Source organism: Mycobacterium florentinum, assembly GCF_010730355.1.
In the GTDB taxonomy this organism is placed as follows: Bacteria; Actinomycetota; Actinomycetes; order Mycobacteriales; family Mycobacteriaceae; genus Mycobacterium; species Mycobacterium florentinum.
This window is the reverse complement of sequence record NZ_AP022576.1, coordinates 63389-88231: the sequence shown is the minus strand read 5'-3', so window position 1 is coordinate 88231 and position 24843 is coordinate 63389. Positions and strand designations below refer to the sequence as shown.

Below are 24843 nucleotides of genomic sequence, written 5' to 3'. Positions count from 1 at the left end.
GCTCAATCAAGCCAAACACCGGCCGCGCCCTTACGCGGCGAACCGCGGCGGGATGTTGTGGTTGAGCCGGAACCTGTTGTACGGGTCATAGTGTTCCTTGACCGTCTGCAATTTGTCGTAGACCTCGGGGTGATAGACCCGCTTGATGCGATCATCGAGCGTGTCGGCCGGACCTACGAAACTCGGGTTGGTCATGTCGTGCAGCCACGGACGCAGTGCCCCAAGGAGTTCGCGGCCCGAGTCACGGTAATCCGCCACTTCCCGTCCCGGCGGCACCACCGTCAGACCGAACATGGCGAACGCGGCGTCGCGCGCGCCGACGGCGTTGGGGAAGGGCGCCGGCTTGCTGAAAGCTCCTTGCAGATGCCGGATGTCGACGATGTTGATCGCGCTGCCGGAATCGGGACCGACCACGTCGACGATCGCGTCAATGGTGTCATCGGTCAGTTCGCGAAGCAGCCCGAAATGCTCGACGGCGGGCGCTGGATCGGTCGGGTCGTTGCTGATGCTGGCGAACTGGCTGTACGGGATGCTGGCCACACTGTCGGCCAGCACGGGGGCCGCCACCCGCAGCGGATCGATCAGAGCCGAGCCGGCGGACGCGTCCCCGACATAGGAGATCCGCACCGATACGGTCAATTGCCCCTTCATGAATGGTGGCAGTCCGGGTAGCGGCGGGAGATTCAGCAGCGCGAAGCCGGTCGTCAGTTCGTCAGGCGCGGACGCAGTGAGATCTCGGTAAGCCTGCAGTACCTGCCGGGTGTGCTGACCGGAATAGAAGAGCGCGCCGGCATACAACGAAGTCACCGGGAAGAGTCCGAACTCCATCGCGACGACCACCCCGAAGTTGCTCGTTCCACCCAGCAGCGCGCCGAACAGATCGGATTCTGATTCGGATGACACACGGCGTAATTCGCCATCGGCGGTGACCACATCCATGGCGGTGACATGATCGGCGGCCCAGCCGTACTTGCGCCCCATCGTGGAACTCGCGCCGCCGGCCAGCGTGTAGCCGACCACACCGACCCCGGGCGAGGAACCGGGCAGCGGAGCCAGTCCGTAGAGTGCGGCGGCGTCGACCAGCTGACCGAATCGAACTCCGGCATCGACTCGGGCCCAATGCTTTTCGGCGTCAATGATGATTCCCGACATCCGCCTCATCGTGATCATCAATGTGTCCGCGTCGGCCCCGACGGTCGGTCCATGACCGGTGTTGAGGACCGCGACATTAAGGCCGTTGCGTGCCGCGAACCTGACGGCCTCGGACACGTCTCCGGCGCCCGTAGCACCGACCACGAGCGCGGGGCGGTGCCGCACCGCCATGTTGAACACCGCCACTTCGCTGTCGAACGCCGAGTCGTCAGCGGTGAAGACAGGTCCCCGCAGCACGCCCCGAAGCACCGAAATATTGTTACGCCACGATTCCATCTCCGGTCCCTTTCACTTCTGATCGGTATATCTATACGGTATGACCATACCGATTTATTCAACGGCGTGCACGAGCAAGGCAGGGAGACACAACCAGGCCAGGCGCCCAAACGCCGTCCGGCCGGACGCGACTGGCGTCAAAGGTGTTGAAAGGCTGGGCGATAACGCGCGGTACCGCCGGGGCCCGGCCGCTATTGGTGGTGACCGCAGTCCGGGTTGGCCGGCTTGGCCGGCCACGCGCACGCATCGATGTCGGTCGTGGCGCCGTAGCCGCCACCGGAGAACACGCCGTAGGTGCTGCCGTTGGTTCCGGTGTAGGTCGCACCACCGCCGCCGCGACCGCCGCCCGAGCTCTCGACGGTCACTGCCCAGCTCGCGGCCTCCAGCGCGGTCTTATAACCGGGCATCACATCGCTCGGCGAGCCGGTGACGAGGAAGTGCAGATGGATGCCGTTGTCCGCGATGGAATCGGGACCGTCGGTCCGCTGCGTGCTGGCCGGCGTCGGAATCAGCGACCGCAGATCCGTGCCGGCGGCCGAGGCCGTCGGGGTCTGCGACACCGTGGTGGTGACCGTCTTCGCGCTCGTGGTACTGGTGCCCGACGCGGTGCTCGGCCCCGGCGAACTGCTGCAGCCCGCGACGACCACACCGACGGTCACCGCGGCCACCACACACGTTTGATGCCTCATGTTTCCTCCCCTGGGCAGAATCGTCGCGGCGGATTAGCGGGTAGGTCTGACGCCCAAGATCCCGCGCGATGCGCCGGCGGGCTGCCCGTCGGCCATATCGACAACCTCCAGCCAACTTCCGGGAGCGATGTAGTGCCGCTTGACGTCCTCGCGATGCATGTCGATGACCAACACGCCCGCATCCGTGACTTCGTACTTGTCGAATACGCCGTAGTCGCGCGGTTCGCCGTTGCTGAACACAACCGTGAAGGGCATGCATCGAGTATGGCGGCGACCGAACTCGCCGTCTAGCCGTCGAGTGCGAGATCCTTGCGGAAGCGCTGCATGCCATCGATCTTGTCGTCGAGCGTGGCGTCGGGTCCCGAGTAGAACATCCATGGCATCGTGATGATGCCGGTGATACCGGCATCGGCGACGCGTTGGTAGTCGGCGGTGGTAAAGGCGTCGGTGAGTGGCGTCAGGATGGTGAAATCATCCATGGTTAAACCCTTTTGAGCGCGCAGTTCACGCAGCTTGCCCACCGCCTCGATGGCGTGTTCGGACTTGATCAGATCGCCGATCCAGCCGTCGTTGCGTGCGGCGCGGCGCAAAGCGGCGTCGCTGAGCCCGCCGACGTAGACGGGTATCGGCGGCGGCGTCGGTTGCATCTCCAGCCGCGGCGTCTTGTAGAAGTCGCCGTCGAACTCCGTCCAGCCGGGCGCCCACAGCGCCCGCATCAGCTCGATCATCTCGTCGGTGCGCTTGCCGCGGGCGTCGAACTGTTCGGTCATCAGGGCGAATTCCTCGCGGCACCAGCCGACACCGATACCGAGCTCGATGCGTCCGGACGCCAAAACCGCCGCGGTACCAATGGCTTTGGCCGCCGAGTAGGGATTGCGCATCGCGGGAATGTAGACCGTGGTGACGAACCGCAGCCGGGTGGTGACCTGCGCCAGGGCGCCGGCCAGCACCCAGGGGTCGGGCCAGTCGGTGAACGGCTGCCAGCGTCGTTCGCCGTCTTTGGTGTACGGGTACGGCGTGTCGAGCGTCTCCAGGTTCACCACATGATCGGGTATGCCGATGCCGTCGTAGCCGAGTTCGTCGGCGGCCTTGGCGATCTCGATGATCTCCCGGGTGTTCAGGAACGCACTGCTGATGTAGAACTTCATTGAATGTCCCGCGCCCACGCCGGCTCGATGAAGACGCCTTCTGCCTCCACGGTCACCCCTTCCGCATCCGAAATAGAGCCCTTCGCAAAGGCTTTGGCGCCTTCGGTGCGGTCGATCCAGGCGTCGCAACGAAGCGGGCCCAGGGGTGTGCCGCGCAGGTACTTCACGGTGATGGTTCCGGTGAACCGCGCCCGGGACAATCCCTCGCTGGCCGCCTCGCCGAGCATGTGGTCGAGGACGAGGGCGCTCACGCCGCCGTGCACCCGGCCGGGCGGGCCCTCGTAGGCCGACCCGAGGACGAACTCGCTCCAGCAGCGCCCGTTACCGTCGTGGTGGACGACGACCGGCGGGGCGATCGGGTTGCACAAGCCGATCGCCGCGTTGCCCAACGGCAGTGGACGATCACCGACCCGGAAGGTGACTCCGACCGGCCGGGTCCGTTGGCGCAGCAGCTGGGTGACGGCCTCGATCTGAGTGCGCGCGTGAGCGACGGCATCGTCGTCGGCCTCGGTGCGGATGGTGGCGTCGATGAGTTCGCGAACCGCCTCGGCCAGCGGAGCGTAGAGACCCGTCACCCGATCAGCCTCGGCGGCGCTGAGCACCTCGAACATCGCGTCGAACGCGCCGGCTCCCTGACTCAAGTCCCGAACACCTTGCGCACCACCGCTTTTGCACGCCGGGTTACCCGCAGATAGTTGTCCAAGAACTCACTTCCGTCGTCGTTGTGCCAGCCCGCGGCGACCGCAACCGCATTGAGCTGACGTCCGGGCCCCGGCAGCTGATCGGTCGGCTTGCCGCGAACCAGTACCAGCGCGTTGCGGGCGCGCGTCGCGGTCAACCAGGCCTGGCGCAGCAGGTCCACCTCGTCCGCGGGCACCAGCCCCTGCTCGGCGATCACGTCGAGCGATTCCAGAGTCGACGTGTTGTGCAGCGCCGGGATCTCGTGCGCGTGCTGCAGTTGCAGCAACTGCACCGTCCACTCGACGTCGGCCAGTCCCCCGCGACCGAGCTTGGTATGGGTTTTGGGGTCGGCGCCGCGTGGCAGTCGTTCGGATTCGACGCGGGCCTTGATCCGGCGGATCTCGTGCACCGCCTCGGCGGACACGCCGTCGGCCGGGTAGCGCGTCTTGTCGGCCATCAGCAGGAACCGCTGACCCAATTCGGCATCACCGGCCACCGCGTGCGCGCGCAGCAACGCCTGGATCTCCCACGGCTGTGCCCACTGCTCGTAGTAGGCGGCGTAGGAGCTCAGGGTGCGGACCAGCGCGCCGCTGCGGCCCTCCGGTCGCAGGTTCGCGTCGACCTCCAGTGGCGGGTCGACGCTGGGCGTTCCCAACAGGGTGCGCACCTGCTCGGCGATCGTCGTCGCCCACTTGACGGCGGCCGAATCCTCGACGCCACTGGCGGGTTCGCAGACGAACATCACGTCGGCGTCGGACCCGTAGCCCAGCTCGGCTCCGCCCAGCCTGCCCATGCCGATGACGGCGATCACCGCGGGCGCCTTGCGGTCTTCGGGGAGGTTGGCCCGGGTCAGTGCGTCCAGTGCCGCCTGCAGCACGGCCACCCACACCGACGTGAGCGCCTGGCACACGTCCCGTACCTCGAGCATGCCGAGCAGGTCCGCCGAACCGATGCGCGCCAGCTCGCGACGGCGCAGCGTGCGGGCGGCGGCGATGGCCCGCACCGGATCTTGATGCCGGGCCGCCGAGGCGATCAGCGCGCGAGCCACCGCGGCGGGCTCGGTCTCGATCAGCTTGGGGCCGGTCGGCGTGTCGCCGTAGTCCTGAATCACCCTGGGCGCGCGCATCAATAGGTCCGGCACGTAGCTGGACGTCCCCAGCACGTTCATCAGCCGCCTGGCTACGGCGGGCTTGTCGCGCAGCGTGGCCAGGTACCAGGTTTCCGACGCCAGCGCCTCGGACAGCCGGCGGTAGGCGAGCAACCCGGCGTCGGGATCCGGCGTGTACGACATCCAGTTCAGCAGCCTGGGCAACAGCACCGACTGCACCCGCCCGCGGCGGCCGCTCTGGTTGACCAACGCCGACATGTGGTTCAGCGCGGTCTGCGGCCCCTCGTAGCCCAGCGCGGCCAGCTGGCGCTCGGCGGCTTCGGGCGTCATGCCGTGCGAGATCTCCAAGCCGGGCGGCCCGATCGACTCCAGCAGCGGCTGGTAGAAGAGCTTGGCGTGCAGCTGGGACACCCGCACGTTCTGGTGCTTGAGCTCCTCGCGCAGCACGCCGGCCGCATCGTGGCGGCCGTCCGGACGGATGTGGGCCGCGCGCGCCAGCCAGCGCACCGCCTCCTCGTCGTCGGCCTCCGGCAACAGATGGGTGCGCTTGAGCCGCTGCAGTTGCAGCCGGTGCTCGAGCAATCGCAGAAACTCATACGAGGCAGTCAAGTTCGCGGCGTCCTCGCGGCCGACGTAGCCGCCCTCGCCCAGGGCGGCCAGCGCATCGACCGTGGACGCCACGTGCAGGGACTCGTCGCTGCGCCCGTGCACCAACTGCAGCAGCTGCACGGCGAACTCCACATCGCGCAGTCCGCCGCTGCCGAGCTTGAGCTCGCGGTTGCGAACCTCGGACGGCACCAGTTGCTCCACACGGCGCCGCATGGCCTGCACTTCGACGACGAAGTCCTCGCGCTCGCAGGCAATCCAGACCATCGGCATCAACTCGTCGAGATAGCGCTTGCCGAGTTCGGAATCGCCAACGGCGGCGCGGGCTTTCAGCAACGCCTGGAACTCCCAGGTTTTCGCCCAGCGCTTGTAGTAGGCGACGTGCGACTCGACGGTGCGGACCAGCTCACCGCTGCGACCCTCCGGCCGCAGCCCGGCATCCACCTGGAAGCACGCCGTCGATGCCACCCGCATCATCTCGGTGGCCACCCGGCTGGACAGCGTGTCGGCCTGCTCGGCGACGAAGATGATGTCGACGTCGCTGACGTAGTTCAATTCGCGGGCACCGCATTTGCCCATCGCGATGACCGCCAGCCGCGGCGGCGTCCGGTCGCCGCACACGGTGACCTCGGCCGCCCGCAGCGACGCCGCCAGCACCGCGTCGGCCATGTCGGACAGTTGGGCGCCGACCTCGGTGAACGGCAGCACCGGCTCGTCCTCGACCGTCGCGGCCAGGTCGAGGGCAGCCAGCACCAGCAGGTGGTCGCGGTACAGCGTGCACAACCGCGGCACCACCGAATTCGGCTCGGCCAGCGCGTCGTTCACGCAGTCGACGAATGCCTGGTGCAGCTCGTCGCGGGTCGGCAGTTTGACCTTGCCCCGCAGCAGTTTCCAGGACTTCGGGTTGGCGACCAGATGGTCACCGAGGGCCAGCGACGACCCCAGCACCGAGAACAGCCGCCCGCGCAGGGCGCGTTCGCTGAGCAGCGCGGCGTTGAGCTCGTCCCACCCGGTGTCCGGGTTCTCGGCGAGCCGAACCAGGGCGCGCAGTGCGGCGTCGGGATCGGGCGCCCGCGACAACGCCCACAACAGGTCGACGTGTGCCTTGTCGTCCCGGGCTGTCCAGCCCAGTTGCGCCAGACGCTCACTGGCGGGCGGGTCGACCAACCCGAGCCGGCCGACGCTGGGCAGCTTCGGGCGCTCAGTCGTTGGTCGGGTCACGACCAAAACGGTAGCGCAACCCGCCGATCTCTTAGACCAAGCGGCACCCCGTGTGAGCTACAGCGACAGGTAGGTGCTCAGCTCGTACGGCGTGACGTGGCTGCGGTAGTTCGCCCACTCCGTGCGCTTGTTGCGTAGGAAGAAGTCAAAGACGTGCTCCCCCAACGTTTCCGCGACCAGCTCGGAGGCCTCCATGGCGTGCAGCGCACTGTCGAGGCTGGTGGGCAGTTCGCGGTAGCCCATCGTGCGGCGCTCTTCGGGGGTGAGATCCCAAACGTTGTCCTCGGCCTGCGGGCCCAGCACATAACCCTTCTCCACCCCGCGCAGTCCGGCGGCCAGCAGCACGGCGAACGCCAGGTAGGGGTTGCACGCCGAGTCGGGGCTGCGAACTTCGATGCGCCGCGACGACGTCTTGTGCGGGGTGTACATCGGCACCCGCACCAGAGCGGACCGGTTGGCCGCGCCCCACGACGCCGCGGTCGGCGCCTCGCCGCCATGAACCAGGCGCTTATACGAGTTGACCCATTGATTGGTGACCGCGCTGATCTCGGAGGCATGCTCGAGAATCCCGGCGATGAACGACTTGCCCACGTCGGAAAGCTGCAGCGGGTCGTCGGGACTGTGGAAGGCGTTGACGTCGCCCTCGAACAGGCTCATGTGGGTGTGCATGGCCGAGCCCGGGTGTTCGCCGAATGGCTTGGGCATGAACGACGCCCGCGCACCATTTTCGATCGCGACTTCTTTAATGACGTAGCGGAACGTCATCACGTTGTCGGCCATCGATAGCGCGTCGGCGAATCGCAGGTCGATCTCCTGCTGGCCGGGCGCGCCCTCGTGGTGGCTGAACTCCACCGAGATGCCCATGAATTCGAGCGCCTCGATCGCGTGCCGGCGGAAGTTGGATGCGGAGTCGTGGATCGCCTGGTCGAAGTAGCCGGCGTTGTCGACGGGCACCGGCGGCGTGCCGTCGTCGGGACCGGGTTTGAGCAAGAAGAATTCGATTTCGGGGTGCACGTAGCAGGAAAAGCCAAGGTCGTTGGCCTTCTGCAGCTGGCGGCGCAGCACGTGCCGGGGGTCGGCCCAGGACGGCGAGCCGTCCGGCATGGTGATGTCGCAGAACATCCGCGCCGAGTGGTGGTGGCCGCTGGGCGACGCCCAGGGCAGCACTTGGAAGGTCGACGGGTCCGGGTTTGCCACGGTGTCGGATTCCGAAACCCGGGAGAAGCCCTCGATCGAGGATCCATCGAACCCGATGCCTTCCTCGAAGGCGCCCTCGAGTTCGGCCGGGGCGATGGCGACCGACTTGAGGTACCCCAGCACATCGGTGAACCAGAGCCGGACGAAGCGAATGTCGCGTTCCTCCAGCGTGCGGAGGACGAACTCCTTCTGTCGATCCATACGACGAACAGTAGGCAATTGCTGTTAATACCGTGTTACACGGGTGCTTAGTGCTCGGCACCACTGTTACGGCCACCAGCGCAAACAGCCCTTCCGGTCGCCGTGGCGGCCCTCACCGTTCCGGCACGCTTCGGTGTGTCGCTGTCTGCGCCTCACGGCCGATCCGATCCTCAGGCCGGCCGGGCGGTTCGCGACGGCCACCGGGTGCCGCCGCAGCATTCCAAGCCGGGCGCAGCGGTGCCCGGAACGTCCCCGGACGACCGCAGCAAATGTCGCCGAAAGCCCCACAACCTGCGGCAAAGAACCCCTGCGGTACGCACAAAAGCTGCTACAGGCCGAATTCCGATGTTTTCTCAGCGCTGGTTCAGCGGCGTCTCCGTACCGTCGGGCGCAGTGAGCAACACCGGGTTACGCAGTCCCGCCGCGTAACCGCACCAACCAGTAACCGACTCGTGCGGCTACCGTTCTCCGGCCGGAAATACGTAACCTGTCAAGCCAGTTACACATGGCAAGACGCATTACCAGGAGGTACTGAACGTGATCACCAAACTGCTAGCCATCGGAGCTATCGGTCTCGGCGTCGCCATGGCGCAACCCGCTAGCCAAGCTGCACCCGTAGTCGCCGACCCCGCGTTCAACGACCTCAGCTGCACCTGCCAGACGCCGCCCCCCGCCCCCGGGCAAACGACCGAGGACCGGATCAATCAGGGTCTGCACGACGCTCTCACCAGGTGATCAAGCAGCCCGCACGCCGGGGCATTCAAGGGGCTCACGCCCGCTGACCCGTCGGTCGGCTCAGGGCTGGCAGTGCAACGCCGGCGGCGGTGTGTCCGTCACGAAGTACCGCACGATCGCGCTGTCCACGCACTGGTTGCCGCCGAACGTCGCGGTGTGCTGGGTCCCGTCGAAGGTGATCAACGGGGCGCTTAGCTGGCGAGCCAGGCTCACGCCCGCCTGGTACGGGGTGGCCGGGTCGTGCGTCGTCGAGACCACGACGACCTTCCCCAGCGCGACCGGCGCAGTGGTGTGCGGCGCGGACGTCGCCGGCACCGGCCACAACGCGCACAGATCGCGGGGCGCGTTGCCGGTGAACTGCCCGTAGCTCAGGAACGGCGCGGCCTGGCGGATCCGTTGATCGGCCGATATCCAGGTCGTCGGGTCCGTCGGCGCCGGCGCGTCGACACACCGGACGGCGTTGAACGCGTCCTGGTCGTTGTCGTAGTGCCCCTGCTTGTTGCGGCCCTGGTAGTCGTCGGCGAGCAGCAGCAGGTCGCCCGCGTCGGTGCCGCGCTGCAACCCGAGCAGGCCGCTGGTCAGGTACTTCCAATGCTGTGGGGTGTAGAGCGCATTGATCGTGCCGGTGGTCGCGTCGGCGTAGCTCAGGCCGCGCGGGTCCGAGGTGCGGCCCGGCTTGGCGACGAGCGGGTCGATCAGTGCGTGGTAGCGGTTGACGAACTGGGCCGGATCGGTGCCCAGCGGGCACGCCGGCGAGTGCGCGCAGTCCGCGGCATAGTCGTTGAACGCGGTTTGGAATCCCGCCGTCTGGCTGATGTTTTCCTGAACCGGGTCCACGGTCGGGTCGATGGCGCCGTCGAGCACCATCGCCCGCACGTGGTCGGCGAAGTGTTCCAGATACGCGGTGCCCAGCTCGGTGCCGTAGCTATAGCCGAGGTAGTTGATCTGCTCCTCGCCCAGCGCCTGACGCACCATGTCCATATCGCGCGCCACGGACGCGGTACCGGCGTTGGCCAAGAAGTCTTTGCCCATCCGGCTCACACATTCCTGCGCCAACTGCCGGTAGATCTGCTCGATATGCGTCACACCCGCCTGGCTGTAATCGACCATCGGTTCGGTCCGGTATGCGTCGAACTCGGCATCGGTGCGGCAGCGCAGCGACGGGGTGGAGTGGCCCACGCCGCGCGGGTCGAACCCGACCAGATCGAAGTGGCGGGTGATGTCGGTGTTCTGCAGATCCGGCGCCATCCCGGCCACCATGTCGACGGCCGACCCTCCGGGCCCGCCCGGATTGATCAACAGCGACCCGATCCGCTGGCCGGTGGCCGGCACCTTGATCACCGCCAACTTCGCTTGTGCCCCAGTGGGATTGTTGTAGTCGACCGGGACCGACACGGTGGTGCATTGTGCGGTGGGGACGTCGCTGCTGTCGGTGAGAACTTGGCTGCAACTGCCCCAGGTCGGCGACGCCACGGCCGGCGGCCCCGGATTCGGGGTTTGACCCTCACCGGGTTCCGGGGTTGCACCAGCCATGGGCAGTGCCGGTTGCAGCGCAACCAGCAGGCCTAACGACAGCAGCGCCGAGCTCAACAATCTCAGGCGCGACATGGCTGTCAATCGTCGCAGCCTCCGATACCTGTGACGGCGCGAATCGGTCACGCCTTGGTCTCGGGCTCGGCGCGGCACCGCCGCGAATCAGCGTTCGGCTCGGTTAGCACTTCGCGCCGCTCGGCGGCGTGGTGCCACCGATCAGGTACGCGGTCACGTAGTCGTCGATGCAGCTGTCGCCCTGGAACACGACTGTGTGCTGGGTGCCGTCGAAGGTGAGCAGCGAGCCGTGCAGCTGACCCGCCAGATCGACGCCGGCCTTGTACGGCGTCGCCGGATCGTGCGTGGTCGACACCACGACGGTCGGGGCCAGGCCCGGCGCCGAGACGGCATGCGGCTTGCTGGTGGGCGGCACCGGCCAGAACGCACAGGTGCCCAGCGGCGCGTCACCGGTGAACTTGCCGTAGCTCATGAACGGAGCGATCTCGCGAGAGCGGCGATCTTCGTCAATTACCTTGGCGCGGTCGGTAACTGGCGGCTGATCGACGCAGTTGATCGCAACCCGCGCGTCGGTGGCGTTGGTGTAGTGGCCGTGCGGGTCGCGACGCATATACATATCCGCCAGGGCCAGCAGGGTGTCGCCGTGGTTGTCGGTCAGTTCCCTCAGGCCGTCGGTGAGGTGATGCCACAGCGTCGGCGAGTACAGCGCCATGATGGTGCCGACGACGGCGTCGCTGTAGCTCAATCCGCGCTGGTCCTTGGTCGGTATCGGCCTGCCGACCATTTGGTTGTTCGGGTCGACCATCGGATCGATCAGGCTGTGGTAAACCTCGACGGCCTTGGACGGGTCGGTGCCCAGCGGGCAGTTCGACTGCTTGGCGCAGTCGGTGGCGTAGTCGTTGAACGCGTCCTGGAATCCCTTGGCCTGACGCAGGTCTGCTTCGATCGGGTCGGCGTTGGGGTCGACGGCGCCGTCGAGGATCATCGCCCGCACGTTGTGCGGGAAGGCCTCGGCGTAGGCCGCCCCGATCCGGGTGCCATAGGAGTAGCCCAGGTAGGTCAGTTTGTCGTCGCCGAGCGCCGCGCGAATGGCATCCAGATCCTTGGCGACGTTGACCGTCCCGACATTGGCCAGAAAATCCTTGCCCATCTTGTCGACGCAGCGGCCGATGAACTGCTTGGTCTCGTCCTCCATGTGAGCGACGCCGGCCGGACTGTAGTCGACGTTCGGCTCGGTGCGCAGCCGGTCGTTGTCGGCGTCGGAGTTACACCAGATCGCCGGGCGCGACGACCCGACACCACGCGGGTCGAAACCGACCAGGTCGAACCGCTCGCGGACCCGCTTGGGCAATGTCTGAACGACGCCGAGCGCGGCTTCGATGCCGGATTCGCCTGGCCCACCAGGGTTGATCACCAGCGAGCCGAGCTTGTCGCCGGTCGCGGGGAAACGAATCATCGCCAGCGAAGCGATGTCGCCGTCGGGGTGGTCGTAGTCGACGGGCACGGCGAGGTGGCCGCACATGGCGCCGGCGGGAAGCTTCACCGATCCCCTGGTGACCCGACACTGCGTCCACTCCACCGGCTGACCCAGTCTCGGCGACGCCATGAGTGGGTGCCCGGCGACGACGCGCACGCAGCCCCCCAGAACGATTGCCACGGCAGCGATCGCTGTCGAGACCAGAAGCATGCGCGCGAACCTGTCGCGGCGAGTCAGACTCATGCCAACACATGCTGCCAGAGACAACCTGAGACTTTCGTGAGCGGCCACCGCCGGTCGGCTACCAGTAGTTATTCGGTGTTGACCGATGCGCACAATGGCACGTCTCACACCCCTGCGACGTTCCAACTGCGCAGCAGAGATGGCAGAATGGCGAAAGTCAGACGAACCCGGGGACCTTCAACGGCCACGAGGATCGACCCGACCACCATTTAGGGACAATGATGTCTGAGCAGAACGTCTACGGTTCAAACGCGGCGTCGCAAACGCCCCGGACCAAAATCCGTACGCATCATCTCCAGAAAATGAAGGCCGAAGGCCACAAGTGGGCCATGCTCACGGCCTACGACTATTCGACCGCCCGCGTATTCGACGAGGCCGGCATTCCGGTGCTGCTGGTCGGCGACTCGGCGGCCAACGTCGTGTATGGCTACGACACCACGGTGCCGGTCTCCATCGATGAGCTGATCCCGCTGGTTCGTGGCGTCGTGCGTGGTGCGCCACATGCCCTCGTGGTCGCCGACCTGCCGTTCGGCAGCTACGAGGCCGGGCCCAGCGCCGCGCTGGCCGCCGCCACCCGGTTCATGAAGGAAGGCGGCGCGCACGCGGTCAAGCTCGAGGGCGGTGAGCGGGTGGCCGAGCAGATCGCCTGCCTGAGCGCGGCGGGCATCCCGGTGATGGCCCACATCGGCTTCACTCCGCAAAGCGTCAACAGCCTGGGCGGCTTCAGGGTGCAGGGCCGCGGCGACGCGGCGGAGCAGACGGTGCACGACGCGATCGCCGTCGCCGAAGCCGGCGCGTTCTCCGTCGTCATGGAGATGGTGCCCGCCGAGCTGGCCACCCAGATCACCGGCAAGCTGACCATCCCGACCGTCGGGATCGGCGCCGGCCCGAACTGCGACGCGCAGGTGCTGGTCTGGCAGGACATGGCGGGTATGAGCAGCGGCAAGTCGGCGCGATTCGTCAAGCGATTCGCGAACGTCGGCGACGAATTACGCCGGGCCGCTACCCAATACGCGCAGGAAGTGGCCGGCGGCGTTTTCCCCGCCGACGAACACTGCTTCTGAGCTACTGCATTCCGCAGCGAGCCTTGAAATCGGTCAGCGGCTGGCGAATTGCTTCCAGGTCGGCATGCGCCTGCGGGTTGGCGTCCATGTACTGCTTGATCTGATCGCCAATCTCGCTGCGCGGCTGGCCTTTTAGGCTGGTGAAGTACGCGTTGACGTCGGGATGGCTGAACAGATACACCGACGTCGCCGCCGCGACCCCCGACGAAACCTGGGCGAGATCGGCCGCCGTGCAGTTCGGTGGCGGCGGCGGCTCAGGGTCCGCTTGAGCCGAGCCCACGGCAGCGAAAAGCATTGCGCCGCTGATGGCCCCGGCGGCAATTGCGCCGCCGACCGCGCGCGACGTGGCGAGTGCGAAATACACCATCGGTAGCTCCTCCCTCAGGTATGCGAAACGTACCGGCACGCAAAACCATAAGCGGCTGCGGCGATCCCATGGACCAAATTCATTTATCTGGCAAACACGCAAAACTCCGCCGCGGTAGCCGCCGGGGTCGATATGCTTGCGAGATGAATCGGCGGCGCTGGATCGGGGCACTGCTGGCAGTGCTGGGGATGACCTCAATTCCCGGAATCATTTTCGCGACGGGATCCGCCGGACGGGTGGAAGCCAGTATCTGTGTCGGCGCCGGCCGACGCGTGTCGGTCAGCGGTTGCGCCAATGTCGCCGACGCCATCCAGCGCTATGTGCCGCCGCCGGCGGATTACGCGCCGATGCCGGAGGACACCACGCCGCCGCCTCCCCCGCCCCCGTAGTCGGTGGCTCAATCCGTCCGCCCAGGCCAGCGGCGGTGGACACGCCGCGGCAATGATCGCTGAGAGCGGAGCAGGTGCGGTGTGGCACCCTATGGGTAACCATTTACGAGCGTCGATGACCGTGTAATACCGCGTCGGCGCGCCCCCCAACGGAGCCGAAAAAATGCCAGAACCCTCGCGCCATCTGGAGGTCGAGCGCAAGTTCGACGTCCCCGATTCGACGGTCACACCGTCGTTCGAAGGCATCGCGACGGTGGCCCGGGTGGAGAAGTTGCCGACGCAATCGCTGGACGCGGTGTACTTCGACACGCAGACGCAAGACCTCGCCCGCAACAAGGTCACGCTGCGGCGCCGCACCGGTGGCCACGACGCGGGCTGGCACCTCAAGTTGCCGGCCGGACCCGACGCCCGCACCGAGATCCGCACGCCGCTGGGCTCCGCGGACGACGACACCGTCCCCGGCCAGTTGCTGGACGTGGTGCTGGCGATTGTGCGCGACCGGCCGCTCAAACCCGTCGCCCGGATCACGACCCAACGCGAAAGCCAGGTGCTGTACGGCATCGAGGGCGCGCCTTTCGCGGAGTTCAGCAACGACCATGTCCGCGCGTGGTCGACCAATGCGACCGATAGCCCCGACGCGGAACCGGTCGTGCAGGAGTGGCGCGAATGGGAACTCGAGCTCGACGAATCCCGCGGCGCGTCGGACACCGAGGTGCTCGGCCGGCTGAGCAACCGGCTGCTGGATGCCGGCGGCGAACCCGCGAACCACGCATCCAAGCTGGCGAGGGTGCTCGGGACGACGGCGTCGACGAACGGGACCAAGCCACCCGAAGACCCCGTGCGGCGGGCGATCGCCGAGCAAATCGACGAACTCTTGGTATGGGATCGCGCCGTGCGCGCCGACGTCTACGACTCCGTACACCAGATGCGGGTCACCACCCGCAAGATCCGCAGCCTGCTGAAGGACGCCCAGGCGGGGTTGTCCGACGACACCCATGCCTGGGTCCTCGACGAACTGCGTGAGCTCGCCGGTGTCTTGGGCGTGGCGCGCGACGCCGAGGTGCTCGCGCAGCGCTACGAGCAAGAGCTGGACCGGCTGGCACCGGAGCTGGTGCGTGGACCGGTGCGCGAACGCCTGGTCGAGGGCGCCAAACGCCGCTACCAGTCCGGGTTGCGGCGTTCGTTGATCGCGATGCGGTCGCAGCGCTACTTCCGGCTGCTCGACGCGCTCGATTCGATCGTGGCCGAAAGCCGGGTCACCGCGACCGGCGAGCAGCCGGCACCGGTCACCATCGATGCCGCCTATAAGAAAGTGCGCAAGGCCGCCAAGGCCGCCGCCGAAGCGGACCAGGCCGCCCAAGAGGCCCACGAGGAGCACGTCGGGCCTGCCGCCGACGAGGACCATCATGACGACGAAGAGCACGACCGCGACGAGGCGCTGCACGTAATTCGTAAGCGCGCCAAGCGACTTCGCTATACCGCGGCGGCGACCGGCGCGGACGACGTCTCCAAGCAGGCCAAGGCGATCCAGACGTTGCTCGGCGATCATCAAGACAGCGTCGTCAGCCGCGACCACCTGGTTCAGCAGGCCGACGCCGCCCATGCCGCGGGCGAAGACACCTTCACCTACGGTCTGCTCTACCAGCAGGAGTCCGACCTGGCCGAGAGCTGCCGTCAGCAGCTCGACGAAGCGCTGAGCAAGCTCGACAAGTCGGTGAAAAAGACGCGCTGACGGTGGGGCGGGCGAGTTGGCCTGTAAGCCGGATTCTGTTCCCCACCGCCGCGGCATAAGCAACGGCGGCACGGCGGCGACCATCCATCTGGACACACCGTTGCCGGGTGCCTCAAGCGGCCTACCCGCAGGCTCGGGCGAGCAGCCCTCAATCGCCTGCGCGGCCGCACCTTTCGGTGCGGCCTTCTTGACCTTGCTTCGGGTGGGGTTTGCCTAGCCACCCCGGTCACCCGGGATGCTGGTGCGCTCTTACCGCACCGTTTCACCCTTACCACCGCGAGGGTGGCGGTTTGTTTTCTGTGGCACTTTCCCGCGAGTCGCCTCGGATTGCTGTTAGCAATCACCCTGCTCTGTGAAGTCCGGACTTTCCTCGACTCGTTGCCGCATGGACACGAGCCGCGGCCGCCCGGCCAACTCGTCCGCACGAACACGGTACTCGCTGGTCAATCTCCTGGCCAGCGACCGCCCCGGGGCTTGCTCGACCATTGCCCAATAAGGATGTTGGTGTCACGCTGTCGAGATGACAGAAGCCGATGCTTACGTCGACCAGGCGGTAGCGGGCATCGCGGAGCCCCAGCCGATGTACAAGGCGCTGCGCGAATCGACCCCGGTGTTCCGGTCGCCTCAGGCGGTGGTGCTCAGCCGCCTGGCCGATATCGAGATGGCGCTCAAGCGCACCGAACTGTTTTCCTCGAACATGGACGCGGTCGATCTGGGCAACGTCCGACCGCTGATCCCGCTGCAAATCGATCCGCCCGAGCACGCGAAGTACCGTCGCATCCTCGATCCCCTGTTCACCCCCCGCGAGATGGCCCGGCGTGAGCCGCGCGTCGCCGAGCTGGTGAACGAAATGATCGACCGGTTCGCCGGGCGGGGCGAATGCGACTTCCACGAAGAGTTCGCGGTGCCGTTGCCGTGCACCGTGTTCCTGCAATTGCTCGGGCTGCCGCTGGAAGACCTCGACCAGTTTCTGCTGTGGAAGGACGGTGTCATCCGCCCCGAGGGCGACTCCGGCTATAACCGCCGCCACGAATCCACGGCGCCGGTAGCGCAACAGATTTACGAGTACTTCGAACGCGCCATCGACGACCACATCGCCAGCCCACGTGACGACGTGCTGTCCGCGATGATCGCCTCCGAGATCGCCGGCGAACCGTTGTCGCGCGAGGAGCTGCTCGACATCTGTTTCCTGTTCCTGATCGCCGGACTGGACACCGTCACCGACTCGCTCGACTGCTTCTTCGTCTACCTGGCGCGACACCCCGAACACCGCCATCAGCTCGTCTCCGAGCCCGACGTCTTGCCGCATGCCATCGAGGAGTTATTGCGTTGGGAGACACCGGTTCCCGGAGTGGTTCGGGTCGCGATGCAAGACGTCGAAGTGGGCGGATGCCCGATCAGCAAGGGCGAGCGGGTCAGCCCGTTACTCGGCGCGGCTAATACCGACCCCGCCGAGTTCCCCGATCCCGATGTGGTGGACTTCAACCGCAGCCCGAACCGGCACCGCGCGTTCGGCGGCGGACCGCACCGCTGCCTCGGGTCTCACCTCGCCCGGATGGAGCTTCGGGTGGCGTTGCGTGAATTTCACCGCCGCATACCGGATTACGAGATCAAGCCGGGCACCCAGCTGGTCTACACCGCCGCGTTGAGGTCGGTGGAATCGCTGCCGCTGACCTTCGCGGTGTCATGAGCCGGGTCTCGGTGGACCCTGACCTGTGCACCGGCCACGGCCGCTGCTACAGCCTGGCACCCGGCGTCTTCGATGCCGACGAGTTGGGCCACTGTGTGGTGCTTGTCGAGGATGTCTCGGGTGAGCTGGAAGCCCAGGCCGTCGTCGGCGAGCAAAACTGTCCGGAGCAGGCAATCACGGTGTCGCGCTGATCAGCCCGTCAACGGAGGAGACGATCGCCATGGAGTTGACCGCCCTGCTGTGCAACCACGCGGAGGTGCAAAACAACCGCCTCTACGTATTGGGCGGCGGGATCGATCAATCCGTCGTTCCGGCCGGCCAGCCCGGTCCGTGGTCGGTGTCGCTGTCCGTGGGACTCATCATCGAAGTCCCGTGGATCGAGACGAACAAAGACCATCCGGTTCACATCGCTCTGCTCGACGCTGATGGCAACCCGGTTGCAGTACAGACGAATTCGACCGATCATCTGGCGTTCGGCATCGATCTGCGGATCAACCTCGGCCGTCCGCCGCTGCTCGAAGCCGGCACCAGCCAGAATGTTGCATGGCCGTCAACGTGCCGATTCTTCCGTTCGCCGAGCTCGGGTCGTACACGTTCGCCGTCAGCATTGACGGCACCGTGCTGCGCCGCCTGCCCTACCGGCTGATCAGTCAGCAAAGCGTGACGATGTCGCCCGACGGCCCGGCTGGTGGCGGGCGGGTCGTTCCGTCCGTTCAGTGAGGCCGCTCATCGAGTGAGCGCTGACGGCGTTGAGCGCGCGCTCAGGGCGGAATTCGAGCGATTTCTCCGCCCACGAAGCACACTCAATGCCGGGCGATCGCGTGGTAAGCCATGTCGGCAACGGTCAGGCAGTATTCGTCGTCGACGGCGGCGTCCGAATACAACGCGCGAATGTTGATCGGCGCCAAGAGAATCTGCGTGGCAGCCACCGTGGTGATTCCGTCGCGTAGTTCGCCGCGCTTCCTGGCGCGGTCGATGAGCTGGCGCACCACCGCGAAACGGGCCCGCCAGAACATTATTCGGGTCTCTTCATCGTGACGCCCACGCGGACCCATCACCAACGCCCGCAAGAACGCACGGCCCACTTCGGAGTTGATGCGCTTACCGACGCCGAGGGCCAATGCTTCCAGATCCCCGCGCAACGAGCCGGTGTCCGGTACCTCGCCCCAGGTCTCGAGATCGGCCAGCGCAGCGTCGACGATCAGCCGCTGGCGATCGCCCCAGTGACGGTAGATCATCCCCGCGTCGAGACGGTACCGCTCGGCGAGGGCCTCGACGCTGAATCGCTCGACGCCCCAGCGGGCCAACTCGTCGAGCACCGCCGGCATCACCTGCGCCCGGATATCTGCGGGAACGGCGCCCGGCGCGTCCTCGGGTGGTTGATCCGGCGGCATCTGCTACTCCTCAAAGGCTAAAGATAGCCGGTCTGATTCACGAGCCGCACCGAAGATTCTCCGTCCATATAGAACTCAGCGATACTCAAGGACGCCAGGTCAAGGTGCAATCTGTACAGGATGCCGGGCCCCGCATCCAGCGCCAGGCGCAACAGCATCTTGATCGGCGTGACATGCGAAACGACAAGCACCGTGGCGCCGGGATAGGCAGCGATGATTCGTTCCCGGGCCTGGCACACCCGCTCGAGCGCGGTATCGAAACTCTCGCCGCCCGGGGGCTCGGTGCTGGTGTCGCGCAGCCAGCGGGTGTGTAGTTCGGGATCGCGTTCGGCGGCCTCGGCGAACGTCAGCCCCTCCCAGCCGCCGAAGTCGGTTTCGATCAGGTCGTCGTCCACGGTCACGTCCAGGCCGAGCGCCTTGGCCGCCACGGTCGCCGTGTCATAGGCCCGTTGCAGTGGCGAGGAGATCACCGCGGCGATGCCGCCACGCGCGGCCAGATACCGCGCCGCCGCCTGTGCCTGTTGGCGGCCCAGGTCGGTCAGTTCCGGGTTGCCGCGCCCGGAATAACGGCGCTGCACCGACAGCGCGGTCTGCCCGTGCCGCAGCAACAGCAGCCTGGTCGGCGTGCCACGCGCGCCGGTCCAGCCGGGCGACGACGATTGCGTCGCAGCACTTTTCGCGGCCTGGGCTGCCGCGGGCTCGGCGACCGCCGATTCGGAGATCTCGGCGCTGACCTCGGCCGCGGCGTCCATCGCTTCGTTGGCCAGCCGATCGGCATGCTTGTTACGTTCGCGCGGGATCCATGTATAGCTGATCCGGTCGAAGCGCACCGCCAGCTTCCGGGCCTCGGCGTGCAACTCAATCAGGTCGGGGTGCTTGACTTTCCACCGCCCGGACATCTGCTCCACCACCAGCTTGGAATCCATGAAGACGTCAGCCTCGCGGGCACCCAGCCGCACGGCATCTTCCAAACCGGCTATCAGCCCTCGGTATTCGGCAACGTTGTTGGTCGCCCGGCCGATGGCCTGTTTGCTTTCGGCCAGCACGGTCGCGCGGTCTTCGGTGTGCACCACCGCGCCGTATCCGGCCGGCCCGGGATTGCCTCGGGACCCGCCATCGGCTTCGATGACAACCTTCACTGACCGATCCCCTTGACCCGCAACAGGATCGCGCCGCATTCCGGGCAGCGCACCACGTCGTCGTCGGCCGCCGCCGAGATGCGGGCCAGCTCACCCCGGTCGATCTCGATCCGGCATGCGCCGCAGCGATGTCCGAGCAGCGGCCCGGCGCCCGGTCCTCCCCCGGCGCGCTGCCGCTCGTAGAGCGCGGACAACGCGGGGTCCAGGGCGGCGGCCAGCCGGTCGCGTTGCTGTGCGTGCGTCTGGCGGGTCTCGTCGATTTCGGCCAGCGCGGCATCGAGGCCCTGCTGCGCCCCGGCCAGGTCCGCCTGCAGCGTCTCCATCGTCTCCTGCTCGGCAGCCGCCTGGGCCTGCAACTCCTCACGGCGTTCCATGACTTCCAGCAGCGAATCTTCCAGGCTGCTCTGACGACGCGTCAGGGTTTCCAGTTCGTGTTGCAGATCCGCCAACTGCTTCGCGTCGGTGGCCCCCGAATCGAGCAACGCCCGGTCGCGGTCCTCGCGCTGACGCACCGCCGCGATCTCCGACTCGTACCGCGACACCTGAGTGTCCAAGTCTTCCAAAGCGATTCGCACCGCGCTCAGCCGATCATTGGCCGCGTCGTGCTCGCTGCGCATCCGCTCGATCGCCTCCCGCTGTGGCAGGCGGGTGGCCCGATGCGCGATCCGAGACAGCTCCGCATCCAGCTCGGACAGCTCCAAGAGCGAACGCTGCTGTGCTACTTCGGCTTTCATGATTGATCTCCACATGTTTCGTGGCCGAGATTCCAAGGGTCGGTGCGGGTGGTGGACACGTGCACCGGCAGGTCCGCACCGAACTGGGACCGCAGCACCTCAGCGGCTTGTGCGCACCAGGGGAATTCGCTGGCCCAGTGCGCGACGTCGATCAGCGCCACCTCCGAGGTCCGGCGATGCTCGTCGGCCGGATGGTGGCGCAGGTCGGCGGTCACAAAGGCCTGCACGTCGGCGCGGGCAGCGATGCTCAACAGCGAATCCCCGGCACCGCCACACACCGCGACCCGCGAGACGACCCGGTCGGGGTCGCCGGCGGCGCGCACACCCCAGGACGTCCGCGGCAACGCGGCAACGACCCGGGAGACGAAGGCGCGCAACGATTCCGGTTTTGCCAGCGTGCCGATACGGCCCATTCCGGTATCGCCGGGCGCGGGCACCAGGGCGAAGATATCGAACGCCGGTTCTTCGTACGGGTGGGCGGCGCGCATCGCGGCCAGCACCGCGGCCCGGGCCCGCGCGGGTGCGACGACCTCGAACCGGTCTTCCTCCACCCGCTCGACGGTTCCCACGCTGCCCACCGCGGGCGTGGCGCCATCGTGCGGCAGGAACTGCCCGATACCGCAGACGCTCCAGCTGCAATGCGAGTAGTCGCCGATGTGTCCGGCGCCGGCCTCAAACACGGCCGCCTGCACCGCTTCTGCGTTCGCGCGCGGCACGTAGATCACCCACTTGTCGAGATCGGCCGGCTCCGACAGCGGTTCGAGCACCGCTTCGACGGTGAGGCCGAGGGCGTCCGCGAGCGCGTCGGAGACACCCGGCGATGCCGAGTCGGCGTTGGTGTGTGCGGTGAACAGGGAGCGCCCACTTACGATCAGCCGGTGCACCAGCGCACCCTTGGGCGTGCTGGCCGCGACCGTGTCCACCCCGCGCAACAGCAGTGGGTGATGGGCCAGCAGCAGGCCGCCCTCGGGGACTTCGTCGACGACCGCCGGCGTCGCGTCGACCGCAATCGTCACCGAGTCGAGCACGTCAGCCGGGTCACCGCACACCAATCCGACCGAATCCCACGATTGGGCCAGCCGCGGCGGGTAGGCCTCGTCCAGGACTTCGATCACGTCGGACAGCCGTGCGCTCACCGATGCCTCCCACTGTTCGCGACGGGCATGGCCTCCGAGATGGCCTGGACCAGCAGCGGCCACTCCCGGCGCACCGCGGCCCGCAGATAGCTCTCGTCCAGGCCGACGAACGTGTCACAGCGACGCACCGCAATCCCCTTGTCGTGCAGAGCATTACGCACTCGAACGGCATCGGGGACGCGGAACAGCACGAACGGGGCCTGCCCGTCGACCACGTCGGCGCCCACCGAGGTCAAACCGACCACCATCTCGGTGCGCAGTTGCGCCAGCCGCACCGCGCCGGCTTCGGCCTCGGCAACCGCGTCGGGTGCACAACACGCGGCCAGCGCCGTGAGTTGCAGGGTGCCCACCGGCCAATGCGCACGCTGAGAGGTCAAGCGCGCCAACACCTCTGGCGCGCCCAGCGCGTAGCCCACCCGCAGTCCGGCCAGCGCCCAGGTCTTGGTCAGGCTGCGCAGCACCAGCACATCGGCGGGCGAGTCTGCGGCCAGCGACTCCGGCTCGCCCGGAATCGAATCCGCGAATGCCTCGTCGACCACCACGATCCGCCCGGGCCGACGCAAGGCGAGCAGCTGCTCGCGGCGGTGCAGCACCGAGGTGGGGTTGGTCGGATTACCCACCACGACCAGGTCGGCGTCCTCCGGCACTTCCAAAGCGCCGTCGAGGCCGAATGGCGGTTCGACGACGACGTGGTGCACCGGCACCCCGGCCGCGCGCAGCGCCACGGCCGGCTCGGTGAACGAGGGCGCGATGACCGCCGCCAGCGCCGGGCGCAGGTTGGGCAGCAACGCGAACCCTTCGGCGCCGCCGGCCAGCGGCAGCACCTCATCGCGCGCCCGGCCGTGCCGCCGCGCGGCCGCGTCTTGCGCCCGGTGCTGGTCCTCAAGGCTGGGGTAGCGCGCCAGGTCCGCCAGCCGCGCGGCCAGCCGCTCGATCAGCCATTGCGGTGGATGCGCGTGGCGGACGTTGACCGCGAAATCGAGCATGCCGGGCGCCGCGGCCTGATCACCGTGATAGCGCGCCATCGATTCCGGACTCGCCATCCGAGAAACACTAGTGCGCGCTGCCGGCCCCGGGCACCGCCCGGGTGAGGCTACTGCTGCTTGTCGATCTTGCCGGCGATCTGAGCTGCGACCTTGACGCCCAAGTCCGCCGGGTCTTTGCGCATCAGGACGACGTCGACGACAACGTTGTTGCGCGCCGTCAGCGCCCGCTGAACGGTGATGGTCATCGCGTCGGGTTGGCCACTCATGGTCATGGTCGTCGTCTGCGTAACGCTCAAGATTCCGTTGGTGTTGGCGAACGGACCCATCTTGAATGTCATCTGGGTGCCGTCGTCTTTGGCAGGCACGTTGATTTGACGGTCCGCACAGGCAGGCCAGCGCTGGGCGGAGGTGCTGAAGAAGTCATTCGCCTCCTTGGCGGAGGGGAACAACACCACCACCTGGCCCACCATGACGTCCTGGTCGTTTCCCAGCGAAGTGGAGTCGGCGTCACCGCTGACCGCGGTGTTGCCGCTGCCCGCGTATACGGGGGCCTCCGCGGGGCCCAGCGTGTAAACGCACTCGTCGGGAAACTTCCAGCCCGGCGGTCCCGGTGGCTGCTTGGTCGAGTCGTCCTGCAGCTTGTCGATTTTGTCCTTGCTCGCCGACCCCGTGACGCCCAGCACGGTGTCGACCTCGGCCGGCGTGAGCAACAGACTCGACAGCGCGGCCTGCGCGATCGGCGGCTTCGATGACGACGTGGTGGTTGTGGTCTTACTCGACGAAGCCGGGCCGTTGCCGTCGCCGCTGCCACAGGCAGCAACTAACGTGACAGCAACGATGACGACTCCGACTGTTAATCGGCGCATGCATTTTCACCCTTCAAAGCCCCCCTCGTGGGCTGAGCATAGCCTGGCTCGCTGCGTCTCGAGCAAACTGGCGGCGAGCCTGCGCGCAGGCGCGAAATCAGGTGAAGCGCTGAATGAACTTCACGGCGGCATCGGCGACTTCTTTCCAGCCGCTGTCGATGACCAGGGAGTGGCCGCGGGCGGGGATCCGCTCGATCTCGGTGACACCCGGGTTGTGCTTGGACTGAAGCTTGAAGGTGGCCTCGGTGACCGCCAGCGGCACGGTGTGGTCGTTTTCCCCCGCGATGATCAGCAGCGGGCCGCGGTCAGGATTCTTCGAGTCCACCTTGGTCTCGCTGGCCGGGTTGAAATTCGAAATCGCCGCCTGAAACAGCGGCAGGCCGGGCGCCGGCACGTGATAGGTGTCGTGCAGTTCCTTGGCCTCGGCCTCGTCGAGGTTGTTCGCCCAGCCGTACTTGAACTGATCGAAGGTCAGGGCGACGGCCTTGCCGTGGTTGGCGGGGTTGCCCAGCACCGGGAACGACGAGCGCAGCGCCGAGATCGGCAGCGGCAGAATCCCTCTGAACGGGGCGTTGTCGATCGACACGGTCGCCACCGACGCACCCGTGCCCGCGATCTTCTGGGAGATCAAGCCGCCGAAGGAGTGACCGACGACCGCGGGTTTCTTCGTCAGCTGCCCGATGGCTTCCAGATAGTGATCAGTGACGGCTTGAACTGTCTTGTGCGCGAAGACTTCTGGATGCTCGAACGCCTCGGCGACGGTGGCCGGATCGTCGGGCCAACCGGGGGCGATGGTCGCGTATCCGTTCGCTTCGAACAACTCACGCCAACGCTGCCAGCTGCTGGACAGCAACCACAGACCATGCACGAACACCACCGGAGTCAGTCCAGAGGCGTTGGCTTTGTCGATCTCCGCCTTTTCCCAATCCGTGATGGTGCTACCGGTCATGGTGCTTCCTTCCGCAACTGCTGGCGCAGACGCTGGCAAAAACGGTAGGCAACGAAACCCGTTGCCTACCAGACTAAGAATCCCCTAGAAGCGAACTGAGCGCATCTCCAGCGAG

Annotated in this window: 23 protein-coding genes, 1 other RNA gene and 1 pseudogene; 7 read left to right on the top strand and 18 right to left on the bottom strand. The window is 66.9% G+C overall.

Going from position 1 to position 24843, the window contains the following annotated elements; translation table 11 throughout:
• Positions 1–30 precede the first annotated feature (30 nt).
• From G6N55_RS00460 to glnA, 7 genes are all read right to left on the bottom strand, one after another.
• Positions 31–1428 (bottom strand): FAD-binding oxidoreductase, encoded by a 1398-nt coding sequence (locus G6N55_RS00460; RefSeq protein ID WP_085220616.1) that lies wholly within the window; start codon positions 1426–1428, stop codon positions 31–33.
• 191 nt (positions 1429–1619) lie between these two features.
• Positions 1620–2117, bottom strand: coding sequence for a hypothetical protein (locus G6N55_RS00455; protein WP_085220514.1), 498 nt, complete (start codon positions 2115–2117; stop codon positions 1620–1622).
• A gap of 33 nt (positions 2118–2150) precedes the next feature.
• On the bottom strand, positions 2151–2372 hold the full coding sequence (locus tag G6N55_RS00450) for a hypothetical protein (RefSeq protein WP_085220515.1): 222 nt from the start codon (positions 2370–2372) through the stop codon (positions 2151–2153).
• Between the two features lie 32 nt (positions 2373–2404).
• Positions 2405–3265 (bottom strand): TIGR03619 family F420-dependent LLM class oxidoreductase, encoded by an 861-nt coding sequence (locus G6N55_RS00445; protein WP_085220516.1) that lies wholly within the window; start codon positions 3263–3265, stop codon positions 2405–2407.
• Positions 3262–3906, bottom strand: a complete 645-nt coding sequence (locus G6N55_RS00440; protein WP_085220517.1) for a PaaI family thioesterase — start codon at positions 3904–3906, stop codon at positions 3262–3264. Before G6N55_RS00440 ends, G6N55_RS00445 begins: the two co-directional genes overlap by 4 nt.
• Positions 3903–6887 carry a bifunctional [glutamine synthetase] adenylyltransferase/[glutamine synthetase]-adenylyl-L-tyrosine phosphorylase gene (locus tag G6N55_RS00435; RefSeq protein WP_085220518.1) on the bottom strand — a complete coding sequence of 995 codons (2985 nt, stop codon included), beginning with the start codon at positions 6885–6887 and terminating at the stop codon, positions 3903–3905. The genes G6N55_RS00440 and G6N55_RS00435 overlap by 4 nt, the downstream gene beginning before the upstream one ends.
• 51 nt (positions 6888–6938) lie before the next feature.
• Positions 6939–8279 (bottom strand): type I glutamate--ammonia ligase, encoded by a 1341-nt coding sequence (gene glnA, locus G6N55_RS00430; protein ID WP_085220519.1) that lies wholly within the window; start codon positions 8277–8279, stop codon positions 6939–6941.
• 537 nt (positions 8280–8816) lie between these two features.
• On the opposite strand from glnA, the gene G6N55_RS00425 reads away from it, so the two are divergent.
• Positions 8817–9014, top strand: coding sequence for a hypothetical protein (locus tag G6N55_RS00425; RefSeq protein ID WP_085220520.1), 198 nt, complete (start codon positions 8817–8819; stop codon positions 9012–9014).
• A gap of 60 nt (positions 9015–9074) precedes the next feature.
• Here the strand turns inward: G6N55_RS00425 and G6N55_RS00420 are convergent, their stop codons facing one another.
• Together G6N55_RS00420 and G6N55_RS00415 are read right to left on the bottom strand one after the other, a co-directional pair.
• A complete protein-coding gene (locus G6N55_RS00420) occupies positions 9075–10631 on the bottom strand; it encodes an alpha/beta hydrolase (RefSeq protein WP_139826688.1) in 1557 nt (518 codons plus the stop codon).
• Between the two features lie 94 nt (positions 10632–10725).
• Positions 10726–12282, bottom strand: a complete 1557-nt coding sequence (locus tag G6N55_RS00415) for an alpha/beta hydrolase (RefSeq protein ID WP_085220522.1) — start codon at positions 12280–12282, stop codon at positions 10726–10728.
• 221 nt (positions 12283–12503) lie between these two features.
• Between G6N55_RS00415 and panB the strand changes: the two genes are divergently transcribed.
• Positions 12504–13346, top strand: coding sequence for a 3-methyl-2-oxobutanoate hydroxymethyltransferase (gene panB / locus G6N55_RS00410; RefSeq protein ID WP_085220617.1), 843 nt, complete (start codon positions 12504–12506; stop codon positions 13344–13346).
• A 1-nt stretch (position 13347) separates the two neighbouring features.
• Here panB and G6N55_RS00405 read toward each other — a convergent pair whose 3' ends face one another.
• Positions 13348–13713, bottom strand: a complete 366-nt coding sequence (locus tag G6N55_RS00405; protein WP_085220523.1) for a heme-binding protein — start codon at positions 13711–13713, stop codon at positions 13348–13350.
• A 143-nt stretch (positions 13714–13856) separates the two neighbouring features.
• Here G6N55_RS00405 and G6N55_RS00400 point away from each other — a divergent pair, with 143 nt between their 5' ends.
• Both G6N55_RS00400 and G6N55_RS00395 read left to right on the top strand, forming a co-directional pair.
• Positions 13857–14102 (top strand): hypothetical protein, encoded by a 246-nt coding sequence (locus tag G6N55_RS00400; RefSeq protein ID WP_085220524.1) that lies wholly within the window; start codon positions 13857–13859, stop codon positions 14100–14102.
• A gap of 163 nt (positions 14103–14265) precedes the next feature.
• Positions 14266–15834 carry a CYTH and CHAD domain-containing protein gene (locus G6N55_RS00395; protein ID WP_085220525.1) on the top strand — a complete coding sequence of 523 codons (1569 nt, stop codon included), beginning with the start codon at positions 14266–14268 and terminating at the stop codon, positions 15832–15834.
• An 8-nt stretch (positions 15835–15842) separates the two neighbouring features.
• On the opposite strand, the gene rnpB is transcribed toward G6N55_RS00395, so the two are convergent.
• Positions 15843–16252: RNase P RNA component class A (gene rnpB / locus G6N55_RS00390), an RNA gene on the bottom strand.
• A 102-nt stretch (positions 16253–16354) separates the two neighbouring features.
• Between rnpB and G6N55_RS00385 the strand changes: the two genes are divergently transcribed.
• The 3 genes from G6N55_RS00385 to G6N55_RS00375 are packed head-to-tail and all read left to right on the top strand — an operon-like array spanning position 16355 to position 18170.
• Positions 16355–17524, top strand: coding sequence for a cytochrome P450 (locus G6N55_RS00385; protein ID WP_085220526.1), 1170 nt, complete (start codon positions 16355–16357; stop codon positions 17522–17524).
• Positions 17521–17715 (top strand): ferredoxin, encoded by a 195-nt coding sequence (locus tag G6N55_RS00380; RefSeq protein WP_085220527.1) that lies wholly within the window; start codon positions 17521–17523, stop codon positions 17713–17715. Before G6N55_RS00385 ends, G6N55_RS00380 begins: the two co-directional genes overlap by 4 nt.
• 29 nt (positions 17716–17744) lie before the next feature.
• Positions 17745–18170, top strand: coding sequence for a DUF6941 family protein (locus G6N55_RS00375; protein WP_085220528.1), 426 nt, complete (start codon positions 17745–17747; stop codon positions 18168–18170).
• 157 nt (positions 18171–18327) lie between these two features.
• Here the strand turns inward: G6N55_RS00375 and G6N55_RS00370 are convergent, their stop codons facing one another.
• The 7 genes and pseudogenes from G6N55_RS00370 to G6N55_RS00340 form a co-directional block, all read right to left on the bottom strand.
• Positions 18328–18918, bottom strand: coding sequence for a TetR-like C-terminal domain-containing protein (locus G6N55_RS00370; RefSeq protein ID WP_085220529.1), 591 nt, complete (start codon positions 18916–18918; stop codon positions 18328–18330).
• A 17-nt stretch (positions 18919–18935) separates the two neighbouring features.
• Entirely contained in the window at positions 18936–20057 is a 1122-nt protein-coding gene (locus tag G6N55_RS00365; protein WP_085220530.1) for a bifunctional RNase H/acid phosphatase, read from the bottom strand.
• On the bottom strand, positions 20054–20791 hold the full coding sequence (locus G6N55_RS00360; RefSeq protein WP_085220531.1) for a zinc ribbon domain-containing protein: 738 nt from the start codon (positions 20789–20791) through the stop codon (positions 20054–20056). The genes G6N55_RS00365 and G6N55_RS00360 overlap by 4 nt, the downstream gene beginning before the upstream one ends.
• Entirely contained in the window at positions 20788–21927 is a 1140-nt protein-coding gene (locus G6N55_RS00355) for a Nif3-like dinuclear metal center hexameric protein (RefSeq protein ID WP_085220532.1), read from the bottom strand. Before G6N55_RS00355 ends, G6N55_RS00360 begins: the two co-directional genes overlap by 4 nt.
• Positions 21924–22979: pseudogene (gene cobC / locus G6N55_RS00350) on the bottom strand (Rv2231c family pyridoxal phosphate-dependent protein CobC); the annotation flags it as partial. The pseudogene cobC and the gene G6N55_RS00355, both read right to left, overlap by 4 nt.
• A 41-nt stretch (positions 22980–23020) precedes the next feature.
• The gene (locus G6N55_RS00345; RefSeq protein WP_085220534.1) at positions 23021–23779 is read right to left on the bottom strand and encodes a sensor domain-containing protein; all 759 of its coding nucleotides are present in this window, start codon (positions 23777–23779) and stop codon (positions 23021–23023) included.
• 97 nt (positions 23780–23876) lie between these two features.
• Positions 23877–24728 (bottom strand): alpha/beta hydrolase, encoded by an 852-nt coding sequence (locus G6N55_RS00340; protein WP_085220535.1) that lies wholly within the window; start codon positions 24726–24728, stop codon positions 23877–23879.
• Positions 24729–24843 lie beyond the last annotated feature (115 nt).